Source organism: Vreelandella neptunia, assembly GCF_034479615.1.
Classification (GTDB): domain Bacteria; phylum Pseudomonadota; class Gammaproteobacteria; order Pseudomonadales; family Halomonadaceae; genus Vreelandella; species Vreelandella neptunia.
Window position 1 is genome coordinate 3124895 of sequence record NZ_CP140255.1, and the last position, 12964, is coordinate 3137858.

The 12964-nt window shown below is 55.8% G+C and carries 12 protein-coding genes; 8 read left to right on the forward strand and 4 right to left on the reverse strand.

The features are described from left to right. Positions 1–122 precede the first annotated feature (122 nt). Positions 123–1772, reverse strand: a complete 1650-nt coding sequence (locus tag SR894_RS14585) for a DASS family sodium-coupled anion symporter (protein WP_244286461.1) — start codon at positions 1770–1772, stop codon at positions 123–125. A 381-nt stretch (positions 1773–2153) separates the two neighbouring features. On the opposite strand from SR894_RS14585, the gene SR894_RS14590 reads away from it, so the two are divergent. Beyond that, positions 2154–2474: a hypothetical protein gene (locus SR894_RS14590; protein WP_133729964.1), complete on the forward strand. Its 321-nt coding sequence runs from the start codon at positions 2154–2156 to the stop codon at positions 2472–2474. A 94-nt stretch (positions 2475–2568) separates the two neighbouring features. On the opposite strand, the gene SR894_RS14595 is transcribed toward SR894_RS14590, so the two are convergent. Continuing rightward, on the reverse strand, positions 2569–2898 hold the full coding sequence (locus SR894_RS14595) for a DUF2790 domain-containing protein (protein WP_133729963.1): 330 nt from the start codon (positions 2896–2898) through the stop codon (positions 2569–2571). 183 nt (positions 2899–3081) lie between these two features. Between SR894_RS14595 and sstT the strand changes: the two genes are divergently transcribed. Further along, positions 3082–4305 carry a serine/threonine transporter SstT gene (gene sstT, locus SR894_RS14600; RefSeq protein WP_133729962.1) on the forward strand — a complete coding sequence of 408 codons (1224 nt, stop codon included), beginning with the start codon at positions 3082–3084 and terminating at the stop codon, positions 4303–4305. Between the two features lie 70 nt (positions 4306–4375). Here the strand turns inward: sstT and SR894_RS14605 are convergent, their stop codons facing one another. Beyond that, positions 4376–5680 carry an MFS transporter gene (locus SR894_RS14605; RefSeq protein WP_133729961.1) on the reverse strand — a complete coding sequence of 435 codons (1305 nt, stop codon included), beginning with the start codon at positions 5678–5680 and terminating at the stop codon, positions 4376–4378. A 129-nt stretch (positions 5681–5809) separates the two neighbouring features. On the opposite strand from SR894_RS14605, the gene SR894_RS14610 reads away from it, so the two are divergent. The 6 genes from SR894_RS14610 to SR894_RS14635 all read left to right on the forward strand — a co-directional run bounded on the left by SR894_RS14610 (position 5810) and on the right by SR894_RS14635 (position 10494). Continuing rightward, positions 5810–6340, forward strand: coding sequence for a helix-turn-helix domain-containing protein (locus SR894_RS14610; protein ID WP_133729960.1), 531 nt, complete (start codon positions 5810–5812; stop codon positions 6338–6340). Further along, the gene (locus SR894_RS14615; protein ID WP_133729959.1) at positions 6337–7077 is read left to right on the forward strand and encodes an AzlC family ABC transporter permease; all 741 of its coding nucleotides are present in this window, start codon (positions 6337–6339) and stop codon (positions 7075–7077) included. Before SR894_RS14610 ends, SR894_RS14615 begins: the two co-directional genes overlap by 4 nt. Beyond that, complete coding sequence (locus SR894_RS14620) at positions 7074–7409, forward strand: AzlD domain-containing protein (protein ID WP_133729958.1); 336 nt, start codon at positions 7074–7076, stop codon at positions 7407–7409. Before SR894_RS14615 ends, SR894_RS14620 begins: the two co-directional genes overlap by 4 nt. A gap of 72 nt (positions 7410–7481) precedes the next feature. Next, complete coding sequence (locus tag SR894_RS14625; RefSeq protein ID WP_244286460.1) at positions 7482–8462, forward strand: ABC transporter substrate-binding protein; 981 nt, start codon at positions 7482–7484, stop codon at positions 8460–8462. Next, positions 8456–9460 (forward strand): FecCD family ABC transporter permease, encoded by a 1005-nt coding sequence (locus SR894_RS14630; protein WP_133729957.1) that lies wholly within the window; start codon positions 8456–8458, stop codon positions 9458–9460. The genes SR894_RS14625 and SR894_RS14630 overlap by 7 nt, the downstream gene beginning before the upstream one ends. Continuing rightward, positions 9457–10494 (forward strand): FecCD family ABC transporter permease, encoded by a 1038-nt coding sequence (locus SR894_RS14635; RefSeq protein ID WP_133729956.1) that lies wholly within the window; start codon positions 9457–9459, stop codon positions 10492–10494. Before SR894_RS14630 ends, SR894_RS14635 begins: the two co-directional genes overlap by 4 nt. Before the next feature lie 84 nt (positions 10495–10578). Here SR894_RS14635 and SR894_RS14640 read toward each other — a convergent pair whose 3' ends face one another. Further along, the gene (locus SR894_RS14640; RefSeq protein WP_133729955.1) at positions 10579–12717 is read right to left on the reverse strand and encodes a TonB-dependent receptor; all 2139 of its coding nucleotides are present in this window, start codon (positions 12715–12717) and stop codon (positions 10579–10581) included. Positions 12718–12964: the final 247 nt, after the last annotated feature.

Sequence of the window (12964 nt, forward strand, 5' to 3'; positions counted from 1 at the left end):
GGCTCAGCAAAAATAGTGTATCGGCATGATAACAACCCGATACGCTATCTACTCACAAAACTCCATTTCAGCATAAAAAAGCCCCGCACATGGGCGGGGCTAGGCAATGCTATAAAATCTTACTAACGACGGAAGGCGTCAGGGTAGCTGGTGAGGTCAACCCCCCACATAAGTGGCAGCATGAAATATACCGCTGCCACAATCAGCAGCATTGCAATGATGTTGATCCAGAAGCCGGTACGCACCATCTCTAAAATTGTGATCTTACCTGTAGCGAAGATAATCGCGTTAGGCGGGGTACCTACAGGCAGCATAAAGGCACAGTTAGCAGCCATCGCGGCTGGAACCATCAGTACAAAAGGATGGATATCCAGCGCCAGTGCCAGTGACGCCAGCACCGGCAGAATCATGGTGGCCGTTGCGGTATTCGAGGTGATTTCAGTCAGGAACAGCACCATGCCGGTCGCCAGCAAGATTACTAGCAAAAAGTTGACGCCTTCCAGCACGCTCATTTGCCCGCCGATCCACTCCGCCAGGCCGGAAGAGCCAAAGCCTGCGGCAATCGCCAAACCACCCCCGAACAGCAGCAGAATGCCCCAAGGCACATCTTTCGCCACGTCCCAGCCCAGCAGGCAGCCGCCTTTGTTTTTGGAGGGGATCAAAAACAGCAGCAGCGCAGCGACGATCGCGATCATGGTGTCATTGATACCGGGGATATTGATGATCTGCCCCTGCCACAAGAACGAGCGGGTGATCCACATAAAGGCCGCAAACAAAAACACCGCCAGTACCGCTTTCTCTTCGAAACTAGTGTTACCCAAGGCATCTTTTTCTTTGTTAATCAGCTCTCGCCCGCCCGGCAGGTGACTAAAATTAATGCGGAAAAATACCCGCGTTAGTAGTAGCCAGGTGCTAAACAGCAACACCAGCACGACGGGAAAAGCAAACATGAGCCAACCGGCAAAGGAGATCTCGATGCCAAACAGTTCATTCACAATCGCAGCAAGAATGATATTCGGTGGGGTACCGATTAGCGTGCCCAATCCCCCAATGGTACCGCCGTAACCGATACCAAAAATCAGCGCTTTGCTGAACTTATCGATTTCGGCACTGTGGTCGCCGTCACTTTTTGCCAGCTCTTGGCTCACCTGGTAGACGATAGCGGTACCAATCGGCAGCATCATCATCACCGACGCTGTGTTGGAGACCCACATGGACAAAAAGCCGGTCGCGGCCATAAAACCAAACACGATGCTATTAATACTGGTGCCCAGCACGGCGATAATCGACAGCGCGATACGCTTGTGGAGATCCCACCTTTCCATTGCCAGCGCGATCATAAAACCGCCCAGAAACAGGAAAATAATTGGGTTACCGTAGGCGGCCGTGACGGTATTGCCATCCAACGCGCCGGTAATCGGTAGTAGCACAATGGGCAGCAACGAAGTCGCGGGGATAGGAATAGCTTCGGTGATCCACCATACGGCCACCCACAGAGTGGTGGCGAGCACCATGCGCCCTTCAAAGCTTAAGTCTTCAGGGTGAAAGAACATCACCACAAAGGCGAACAGCAGTGGGCCAAGCAGCAGGCCAATCTTCTGCGGCGTGGTATAGGCAGGCGGCTTAGGTTGAGGGGAAGGGTTACGCTTGGTATTCGAAGCCGCGGCGTTAGCGGCCCCGCCCGTCGGCAGCGCGCACATCAATAGATTTTTGGCTTGGTAGTGGGAGTGCCATAGCTGATCCCATACCGTCATCAGGGCAGTTTTATGCATACAATTTGCGCCACTTACGGTCAGAGTGAAAAGAACAAATCGAGGATCAACATTCCGATACATATGCCGCATGATGGGCGATACGGAACCTCCTTTGGCGCCCTTTATTAACTGCAATAGGCAATTAGTCCAGTGATTTGCTGCTAGCTACAACCAAAGTCTAACAACTTTAGTTGTAACTGATGGCAAACAGCACCCGTTCGAGGTATTTATCAAGCCAAATACAACCGCGGTGCAATAAACCTTTGCCGCCGCCTTTTCGCATTTGCTTCTCACTCACGGCTATATTAAGCTCGGTTCGTACAACACACGTACAACTCAAATTCAGGCGGTTATCTCAGCTTAACCGCCGTCCCATTAGCAATCACACGGAGCCGTGATATGCATAACGAAACGTCAAGCGACCTTTCCCAGGCGGGTCTTAACATCGCCATTCAAGACATCAAGGATGAACTGTTCGACACTCCCGAGTGCGACTACGCCATTGCCCAACTACTTACCCACTGGGGCCAGGCTGAAAAAGCCGAGCAAGTGCTGGATGAGATGCTGATGAAGTGGGGTACGTCACCCGAGGTGCTTGCTTTAACACAGCGAGGGTATACTGAGATGATTGGCAGCAGTGAGCTATTTGCGGATAACGACGAAATCATCAGAAAACCGCAAAAATCCACTCCTGCGGCTCTTGAGGTCGTGGCTGCTTGAACTAGAGGCTAGATCGCCAAGGCAACAAGCATCATTGACTAATGCCCCTGCCCTCTGATGAGGCAGGGGCATTTTTATTGCGTGAATGCAGACGTTAATCCAAGTGATCCAGCGTGACGATAATGTCCTCTGTTGAGACATCCACGTTCCAGAAGGTATAGCTGTCCTCATCCTCATCAACTAAGCGAATATCGAAATAGGGGTTGGTATAGCCCGTTAGCGTCACTCGCTGGGTATCGCCGTTCATTAATACATCTTTACCCAGCACGTCCTCTTCCCAGCTCTTCGAGTCCCCTGGACTCACGTACATATAGTAGATGGTGTAACCCGTTCGGTTGGTGATATCCACATAGTAGTCAGCGGCCATCGCCAGCGATGAAGCACATAGCGCAACAAGCGCAAATAACAACGTTCTAATTTTCATTGGAAAGTTCCCTGGTCTTTTTTTAAAGTAAACAGCAAGTTGCGTGCTAAGTACATAGGCTGCACGTTTTTTTCTCCAGCCACCCGCGTCATGCTTGTAGCTGGTAGAATATCGCCCCTTTCAGGCGCGTTAGCGGCTAAACGCCGCAACGTCACCCACCTTTTACTACCTGAGAGTTGCGCAATGATCGCCACCGCCCGCACCGTTTTCCGGCCACTTATACGGCTGGGTCTTATCCCGCAAATTTTAATCGGTATCGTTGCCGGGGTATTGCTCGCCCTGTTTGCGCCAAACATTGCAAGCGATGTGGCCCTGCTTGGCCAGCTCTTTATCGCTGCTTTGCAGGCGGTGGCGCCCATTTTGGTGTTTGTACTGGTAGCCGCAGCGATCTCAGCTCATCAGAAAGGCCAACCCACCCACATTCGCCCCGTGCTGGTGCTCTATGTGGTAGGTACACTGATCGCCGCGCTGATTGCGGTGGCAGCCAGCTTCGTGTTTCCCACGGAGCTTACGTTAGATTTGGGGCAAGTTGACGGCAACCCGCCCGGGGATATTTTTAGCGTTCTACGCGACCTGCTGTTGAATGCGGTGGCTAACCCGGTTAGTGCACTCATGGAGGCTAACTTTATCGCTATTTTGGCCTGGGCTATCGGCCTTGGTATGACCCTGCGCCAAGCTAGCGATACCACCCGCCAAGCATTGAGCGATTTATCTGCAGCGATCACCCGCATTGTGACACTGGTGATTCGTTTAGCGCCGCTGGGTATCTTTGGTTTAGTGGCAGGCACGCTGGCAGAATCCGGCGTTGCGGCGTTGCTCAACTACGCCCAACTGCTGGGTGTGATTGTGGGCTGCATTCTGTTTGTCGCGCTAGTGAGCAACCCGCTGCTGGTTTACTTCACCACCCGGCAAAACCCTTATCCCCTGGTGTTTACGTGCCTGCGCGGCAGCGCGATTACCGCCTTTTTTACCCGTAGCTCGGCTGCGAATATCCCGGTGAACCTGGAGCTTTGCCGCCGCCTGAAGCTCGACCCTGACACCTACTCCATTTCCATTCCGCTAGGCGCGACGATCAATATGAGTGGTGCGGCCATCACCATTACCGTGATCACTCTGGCGACCACTCATACGCTGGGCATTAGCGTCGACTTCCCCACGGCGCTGCTACTGTGCGTGGTTTCAGCGCTGGCGGCCTGCGGCGTTTCAGGCGTGGCGGGCGGCTCACTGATGCTGATTCCCATGGCCGCCAACCTGTTCGGTATTCCCACGGAAGTGGCCATGCAGGCGGTGGCGATTGGCTTTGTGATCAGCGTGGTACAGGACTCCACCGAAACCGCCCTCAACTCCTCTACCGATGTGCTGTTCACTGCTGCCGCTTGCCAGTCGCAAGAGGCGAAGCGCGCTTAAGCATTCACCCAGGGGAGTGGCTGCTCATCAAAGCCGCTTCCCCAGTACTTTTACCTAGTACTTTCCCACATTAACGAGTGGATGTTTTAACAAGCCCCGCCAAACGCTCCCGTTCATCCTCTTCATAGAAACTCGGGTCATCAAATAAGTCACGCTGGGTATCATCGAAGATCATTTCCAATACCTCTGCACTACTTTGCACCATCGGCTCAAAGTGTGCGGTATGCGTGACCACTGCCCTAATGCGGCGGCGGCGATAGAGCGCGTAGATACCTAGCAAGGTGAACACGCAAGCAATATAGAGCGGCAAGCCATGACCTCCCACTGCGCTCATCAGCGACCCCGCCGCTATCGGCGCCACGGCGCAGCCAGCCCCGTGCATTACCAGCATATCCGCCGAGCCGGAGACAATTTCATCCGGGTGGAGCTGGTCAATCAACTGCGCTACCGCCAGCGGGTAAAGGGAAAACGCCAAACCGCCCCAGATAAAATAGAACCCCAGCAGCACCTCGTGGCTGGGCGCAAAGGGCATGGCCGCTGCGATTAAGGCCGCGAGCAGCACCACCCAGATCATGACCTTAGGGCGGTCGTGTTTATCGGAGAAGCGCCCGATGGGAATCTGCAGCAGCGCGCCGCCAATAATCGCCACGCTCATCACCAGCCCGACCCCACCAATATCAAACCCCAACTGAGTGGCGTACACCGGGGTCATCGACCAGAATGCGCCCATGGCAAGACCCGACAACGCGGCGGAAGCCACCGCCAATGGCGCAAAGCCTAACAACGCGCTCAGGCTACTTTTGGGCCGCTCAGGTATTTTGGGCTGCACACGACGGGTCATGGTGATGGGTAGCAGCGCCCAACTGATCAAAATGGCGATCACCACAAAGAGTAAAAACCCGTCGGGTGAAGAGAGACGCAGGAGCTGCTGAGCCGTGGCCAGAGCGCCCAAATTGACCACCATATAGACGGCAAAAATACGCCCCCGCTCATGGCTGGCGGCTTGGCTATTCAGCCAGCTCTCAATCACGGTCACCAAGGTGATAAACGAAAGCCCATAGATCACCCGCAACGGTAGCCATACCCAGGGGTTGATAAACACCAGGTGCAGCAGCGCCACCGATGCACAAATAGAGGCACAGAAGCCAAAGGTACGGATATGCCCCATGCGCCGAATTAAGCGTCCGCTAACCCAAGTACCGCAGATAAAGCCAACAAAGTAGCCGGACATAATTATCCCCAGCACCGCGCTGGAGAAGCCCTCCCCCGTTCCACGCAGGGTTAGCAGCGTATTCAACAAACCGTTGCCTAGCAGCAGTAACGCCACGCTGTATAGGATCGATTTAACCGGTTTGAGCATTGCCAATGAACGCATTGCGCTTCCTCGCAGCAGCCAACCTAAAGGTCATGCATAAAGAGTGCCACTGGAAGCGGTTGTCACAATCATTGACAGGCTAACGTTCTTTATATAGAACGTTCTCTAAAAGGAACGCGAGATAAAAAGATGGATAAGCTTTCACTCAACACCCTAGGCCAACACCTTCAAGCACTTCGCCTTGAGCGGGGCCGGTCGCTGTCGCAGTTGGCCAATGAGGCGGGGATTGCCAAATCCAACCTGTGTCGCCTTGAGCAGGGCAACGGCAACCCAACCCTGGATACCATTTGGCGGCTGGCGGTGCAGCTCAATGTGCCCTTCGGCACCCTGGTAGCGCCAATCAACGTGCCGCTGGGTGAAGATGGCGTGCAGGTGCGCTTAATCGATCAAGGCAAGGATACCCCCCAGGTAGACGCTTACTGGATGCGCTGCGCACCGCATACATTGCGTCATGCTGAAGCCCATACCCCCGGCACCCGTGAATCACTCACGCTGATTAGCGGCTGGCTGGAAGCGGGGCCAGAGGGCGCCACCACAGTGCTGACACCGGGAGAGGCCATCACCTTTGCCGCCGACCAACCGCACTTTTACCGTACCCACGAAGCGGAGGCCACTTTGATGATGACCATCACCTATGGTGCAGAAGGCCAAGCATCATGAGCCAAGCTGCCAGCCACTCTCCCGTTCGTAGCGCGCTGCAGGGCGTGCGTGAGGCCATCCCACTACTGGGCGGCTACATTCCAGTGGCGTTGTCATTCGGCTTAGTCGCCACCCAGGCAGGCTTCAGCACGCTGGAGGCCACGGCTATTTCAGCGCTGATTTACGCCGGGGCCTCGCAGTTTCTGTTTGTCGGTATGATCGCCACCGGCGCACCGCTGTGGCTGGTGGTAGCGATGACGCTGCTGATTAACGTGCGCCATGTGGTGTACGGCCCTAACCTGGCGGCGCTACTGCCGCGCAGCCGCCACTGGCCCTGGTTGATGCACGGCCTCACCGACCAGGTGTTTGCACTAGCCCTAACCCGGCTGCCCCAACTGCCCGAGGTAAAGCGTTTTAGCTGGTTTTTGGGCGCATCACTGCTGGCCTGGGGCGCCTGGATAATTGGCACCGCGGTGGGGGCTACCGCCGGTGAGGCCTTTACCGCCCGCTGGCCGCTGCTGGGTGAGATTATGCCCTTCGCGCTGCCCGCGCTGTTTTTGACCATGGTAGCGCCGCGCTTTACCGATAAGCGCTGGGCAGTCGCCATGGGCTGCACCATTTTAGCGGCGCTGTGTTTGACCCTGGTCGGCTGGAGCAACGTGGCGATTCCCTTAGCCGCCGCCTGCGGCGCGCTGTGCTTCTACTCCATGCAGTTCTATACGGTAAAATTCACCACCAGCAGGAGGCGTGAATCATGAGTACTGCACTCTGGCTAGCGGTCGCGGTTTCTGCCATTGGCACGTTGTTGATGCGGGTAGTGCCGTTTCTATGGATGCAGCGCCGCCTCAACAGCGAAAGCGGCCTTAATAACATGCCCCAGTGGCTGGGTATTCTCGGCCCGCTGATGATTGCCGCCGTGCTGGGGGTGTCCATTGTGCCGGTTAACCCAAGCGCTATTTCCTGGATCGCCACCGCCATCGGGCTTTCCATCACGCTGCTGGTGTGGTCGCGGGTACGCTCACTGGGCTGGCCAGTCGCGGCCGGCGTCGCGGTATTTGGGATGGTGGAGGTCGCGGCCTTCATTTGGTAATGCTTTGCATTAGCTTTTACGTCATGCCATCATCCCGGCTCTTAAATCCGAGCCAATCGTAAAGTGACATTAATGTTAAAAGCACACACCCATCGCAAGCAGGTTTTTATGAGTGTGCTGCTGTTAACGCTGACGGCGCTACTGCCATTAATGGCAGCCGCTAACACGCCAAGCAGCCCCCCGGAACCGCCACGCATTGTGACGCTTTACCAGGGGGCGACCGACAGCGCCGTCGCCCTTGGACTGACGCCTATTGGCGTCGTCGATTCCTGGCTGGAAAAACCCATGTACCGCTATCTGCGCGATGCGCTTGATAGCGTCGAGCATGTGGGGCTGGAAACCCAACCCAATCTGGAAAAGATCGCCTGGCTTAATCCAGACCTAGTGATTGCCAGCGACTTTCGCCATGCGCGAATAGCGCCGCTACTGGAGGCCATCGCCCCCACGGTTTCAGCACCTACGGTGTTTAACTTCCAAACCACGCTCACCATGGTGGCTAATGCCACTGGCCGCGAAGCGCAGGCGAATGAGCTGCTTGAGCAATGGGATGATCGTGTCGCCGACTTTCGTCAGCAGATTGCCACCCGGCTAGGCAGCGAGTGGCCGCAAAAAGTGGCCGTGGTGCGGTTTAAAAGCGACCACGTGCGTATCTATACCAGCGGCTTTGCGGGCTCAATTCTTGATGAACTGGGCTTTGCTCAGCCGGATACACTGCAAAGCCAGAGTTGGGGAATGAAGCTTTCCAGTACTGAAAACATTCCGGTGCTGGATGCCGATGCCCTCTTTATTCTGCTTGAGCCCGATGACCCCGCTATTGCAGATAATTACCAGCACTGGGCCTCACACCCACTCTGGCAACAGCTGTCAGCGGTACAAAGCGGACGCGTATTTGAAGTGGAGCCGGTGAGTTGGATGATGGGCGGTGGCATACTGGCGGCCAACGCCATGCTGGATGATCTGTATAGCCACTATGGGCTGTTGCAACCCGAAGCGGCGCATTATCAGGCTTGCCTGCCTCGCTCCTCCGGCCGTGGGGAGCCTAAACCATGCTAAACAGTGCTGCCGCAAAAAGTATTGGCCTGCTACTTGGCACGCTGCTGGCGCTGGGCGCCTTTTTCGCCAGCGTGATGCTAGGCACAACGGAGATCCCCCTCTCCGCTCTATTCGGTTCGTTCGCCCATTACGACCCTACCAACATCGCCCACATCATTCTTTTAACTGAACGCTTACCCCGTGCGGTAATTGCCGCTCTGGTGGGCGCCAGCTTAGCCACTGCCGGGGCACTAATGCAGACCATGACGCGCAACCCGCTGGCGTCGCCGGGCATTCTGGGCATCAATGCAGGCGCGATGTTTTTTGTGGTAGTGGCAGTTTCGCTATTGCCGCTGCACACCCCCGCTCACTACGTGTGGGCCGCGCTATTGGGGGCACTCGTTGCGTCCATACTGGTGGTAATGCTTAGCCGCGGCCGCCACGGTGAGCTTTCACCGCTGCGGGTCGTGCTGGCAGGTGTAGCAGTGACGGCAATGTTTGTGTCGTTCAGCCAAGGGCTACTGGTCATTGACCAGCAAAGTTTTGAAAGCGTGCTTTATTGGCTGGCGGGCTCAGTGTCGGGCCGCGATCTTTCATTGGTAGCGCCCTTATTGCCGCTTTTTGGTGGAGCACTGCTGCTCAGCGCACTGCTGGTACGTCACGCCAATGCGCTGTTGCTGGGCGATGACATGGTCACTGGACTCGGTATGCAGGCCACCACCATCAAGCTGCTGCTAGGACTGATTGTGATTGTGCTTGCGGGTAGCTCCGTGGCGCTGGCGGGCATGATCGGTTTTGTCGGCTTGATTGTGCCCCATATGGCGCGGGGAATATTTGGCATCGACCATCGCTGGCTGCTACCTGCCTGCGCGCTATTGGGTGCCTGTTTGCTGCTACTGGCCGATCTTGGCTCGCGCTTTTTAATGCCACCCCAGGAGATCCCGGTTGGGGTGATGACCGCGCTGATCGGCACGCCCTTCTTTATCTATCTGGCACGACGCAAGATGGCTGGCCAATGAGAGCAAACGCTACGTCCACCCTCAATAGCACGGCAAAAAACGACAGTAATCGCTTACTACGTCGCCTTTTGATGCTAAGCCTTTTATTGCTAGTAAGCGCCGGGCTGTCGCTCTGTTTAGGCAGTTTTCCCACACCACCGCTGCAGGTGCTAGACGCACTAACGGCCCCGCAAAACAGCGATATCGCCTTTATTATTTGGGAGCTGCGCCTTCCGCGCATCGCGCTAGCAATACTGGTCGGTGCCGCCCTGGCAATAGCGGGGGCGATTCTGCAAAGCATTGTGCGTAACCCGCTAGCCTCCCCGGATGTGATCGGCATTACCAGCGGTGCGGCGCTGGCGGCGGTGGTGTTCCTATCCCTATTGAGTTCGACCCTTAGCATTCACTGGCTGCCCGTTGCCGCCATGCTGGGAGCACTGGTTTCTGCACTGCTGGTGGTTAGCCTGGCCTGGAAAAACGGTATTAGCCCATCGCGCATGGTGCTGGTCGGCATTGGCCTGGCGGCGGCCATGGGCGCTGGCACCACACTATTAATCGTGATCAGCGATGACTCTGCCGCTATGACCGCCTATGTATGGCTAACCGGCAGCCTTTATGCGGCGCAGTGGGACGATGTGTGGGGCCTATTGCCGTGGTTAGTCGTCGCGGTGCCTATCAGCCTACTCTTCGCCCGCCATGCGGATGCCATGGCCCTGGGTGATAGCGTTGCCGAAGGGCTTGGAGTGGCGATTTTGCGCAGCCGATTAGCATTGCTGGCCTGCAGCGTGGCGCTGGCAGGCGCCGCGGTGGCGTTTGCCGGTGGCTTAAGCTTTGTGGGATTAATTGCGCCCCACTTGGCGGCCAAGCTGGTGGGGCGAAACATGGCACGCCTGGTGCCTACATCAGCGTTGGTCGGCGCCTTGATTGTGCTTTACGCCGACCTGCTGGGCCGGGTAGCGTTTTTACCCAAAGACCTGCCTGCGGGCATCTTTGTTGCCGGAATAGGCGCGCCCTTCTTCGTTTATTTACTGCATAGATCGCGAGCTCGCTTTTAGCGCGAATTGACGAAAAAAAGCGGCGCCCCAAAGGCGCCGCCAAACAGTATCGAGCACAAAACATAGAAAATAGAAAGCGGCTGACTAGAAATCCAGCTGGTACCCCAGCGTGAAAGTGCGGCCTCGCCCAGTGAAGTAGTACTCATCGCTGATGCGTGCGGCTTGAGAGTAGTAAGTGAGGTAATCCTCATCGGTGAGGTTTTCGATACCCACTGACACCCTGCCGGTGGGCAGGCGATAAGCCAGAGAAGCATCCACTAGACCATAGCCGTCAAAATCAAGCGCAGGATTATCGACGCTGCGATCGAAGTAGTAACTACCCTGCAAGCGCGTGGAAACGCGGTCGTTCCAGGTAGCGCTCCAGCCCAGTTTGAGCGTATCTGGGGCGATATTGATACCGGTGAGTTTGGTATCCACACTGCCATCGCCATCCTGATCTGACTTGCCCTCAGTGTGGGCATAGGAGAGCGATAGATCGTGCTTGTCCGCCACCTGCATGTCGCCGGTAATCTCAACGCCTTGGATCTCGGTCTTCTCACGGCTGCCTACCCAGGTGCCATTCTGCTCGGTAAGCCGCTGGCCGTAATCCGAGTTGGACTCGTAGTAGCTGATCTCTAGCCCGTAACCATCCCAGTCAAAACGCGCGCCGATTTCTCGGTTATCGGTAACAATAGGTTGAAGTTGCAGCAGGGTATCCACATCCTGGCCCGCCGTGCCAATGCCGCGCAGCACCCGTCCCACGTCAGGCATGCCAAACCCTTCCGAGTAGTTGGCATACAGCTGAGCCCAATCGGTTGCTTGATAGGTTAAGCCGACGTTATACAACGTCTCATCGAAGCTGGGTTTGCCGCCATCAACGGTAACGTTGTCTTGAGTAATATTGCTGCGGTCGATGGTTTGAAAGGTATCTACCTCAAGCTCAGCATGCTCGTGACGCACCCCGGCATGCAGCGTGAGAGGATCCGCGAGCTTAAACTGGCCCTGCAGGAAAGGCGCCAAATTACGATAGCGGCTTTCCGGCACATAGGTACGCCCGGTATGCACCAGCATTTGACTTGTTTCGTCTTCCAATACGTCCAAACCAACCGTCACCCCCAAACGGTCGTCCAGCATACCGTCACGGTTTAAGGTGAATTTGGCGCCCGTTTTGTCAGATTCATTGCGTGTCTGGTCATACTGGGTATCCCCTGCACTATCCAGATAAGGGAAAAATGGCGTAGTGGCAAAGCGTGCGCGGAAGCGCTGACGATACACTTGGGCATCCAGCTCGTTGCCAAACCAGTCAGCGTGAGAGTAGGAAAGCCGCGCCGAGGTCACTTCGTTGAACCCAGGCTCGCCGTCACGACGGCCTTTGCGTGCCGTGGTGGGAACACCTGCGGAGCGGTCACCGGCTACCGGTACGTAGTCGTTGCCCTCTTCCAAATCGAAGTGGTTCAGCGAGAACTCGATATTCTGGTTGTCGTCGATCCAGTAGCCCAGCTTGCCGAAAAGATCGTAGCTTTCCGAGTTTTGCAGCTCGCCTGGGTAGGCGATACCGACCACCTCATCGTTGCCATCGTAAAAAACCCCGCGCTCCTGACGCGTTGCTGCGGCAACGAAATCCCAGTCGCCTTGCTGGCCGCTAATGCGGTAGTCCAGCTTGTTGCCTAGCCCATCCGACTGGAGATCATCATCCATGGTCAGGCTAATCCCTGCGTGCTGGCTAATGCCTCCGCCTTCGGCACGCCGGGTCACCAGGTTGATCAAGCCACCCGTAGCGCCTAAACCATGCTCGGCGCTGGCGCCATGGATCACTTCAATACGCTCAACCATGGAAAGATCAATGGTATAGCTATCCCGCGAGCTGTCGCGCAAAGGGTTGGACTGCGGCACCCCGTCAATCAGGAACAGGGCATCACGGCCGCGGAACGTTTCACCCGCGTTGGAGAGCTTTTGGCGGCTGGGGGAATAAGAGGGAATCAGGTTGCTAAGCACCTGGCCCGGGTCGTCGGTGATGGCCAGCTGCTGCTCGATCTGTTCACGGGTAATGATCGTAACCCGCTGTGGTGTTTGGCCCGCTTTGCTATGGCTGCGGGTGGCCGTCACCACCATGGTCGAGTCGGCATCACTGGCGCCGCTTTGCGATTCTGTAGAAGCAGACTCCTGCCCATAAGCATGGCTGGCAGCTACCAAACCGGCGAGTGTCACCGTAGGCCAAAATACCTGGCGTTTCTTAGTGTACATCTAGTTTTTATCCCCCTGCTTTTGAGTGAACCTTACCGTGAAAACGTAATCTACATCTAAATAATAATGATTATTTTATGCATATAAGTCACAAAGGTCTACTCAAGCGGAACGAAGTGTTCAGGGTAACGAGACTATTTCTCCCCCTTTCTTACCCCCATTTCCTCTACGGCCGACGTTTAAAGTAATGAGCAATTTCGTGCTGAGCAATGGCAAATATTGAAAATGAGAATATTTTGGCTTACGG

Bases quoted from the DNA above. Each gene is read 5' to 3' on its own strand.
- SR894_RS14585 (WP_244286461.1), bottom strand. From the start codon at position 1,772: ATGCATAAAACTGCCCTGATGACGGTATGGGATCAGCTATGGCACTCC.
- SR894_RS14590 (WP_133729964.1), top strand. From the start codon at position 2,154: ATGCATAACGAAACGTCAAGCGACCTTTCCCAGGCGGGTCTTAACATC.
- SR894_RS14595 (WP_133729963.1), bottom strand. From the start codon at position 2,898: ATGAAAATTAGAACGTTGTTATTTGCGCTTGTTGCGCTATGTGCTTCA.
- sstT (WP_133729962.1), top strand. From the start codon at position 3,082: ATGATCGCCACCGCCCGCACCGTTTTCCGGCCACTTATACGGCTGGGT.
- SR894_RS14605 (WP_133729961.1), bottom strand. From the start codon at position 5,680: ATGCGTTCATTGGCAATGCTCAAACCGGTTAAATCGATCCTATACAGC.
- SR894_RS14610 (WP_133729960.1), top strand. From the start codon at position 5,810: ATGGATAAGCTTTCACTCAACACCCTAGGCCAACACCTTCAAGCACTT.
- SR894_RS14615 (WP_133729959.1), top strand. From the start codon at position 6,337: ATGAGCCAAGCTGCCAGCCACTCTCCCGTTCGTAGCGCGCTGCAGGGC.
- SR894_RS14620 (WP_133729958.1), top strand. From the start codon at position 7,074: ATGAGTACTGCACTCTGGCTAGCGGTCGCGGTTTCTGCCATTGGCACG.
- SR894_RS14625 (WP_244286460.1), top strand. From the start codon at position 7,482: ATGTTAAAAGCACACACCCATCGCAAGCAGGTTTTTATGAGTGTGCTG.
- SR894_RS14630 (WP_133729957.1), top strand. From the start codon at position 8,456: ATGCTAAACAGTGCTGCCGCAAAAAGTATTGGCCTGCTACTTGGCACG.
- SR894_RS14635 (WP_133729956.1), top strand. From the start codon at position 9,457: ATGAGAGCAAACGCTACGTCCACCCTCAATAGCACGGCAAAAAACGAC.
- SR894_RS14640 (WP_133729955.1), bottom strand. From the start codon at position 12,717: ATGTACACTAAGAAACGCCAGGTATTTTGGCCTACGGTGACACTCGCC.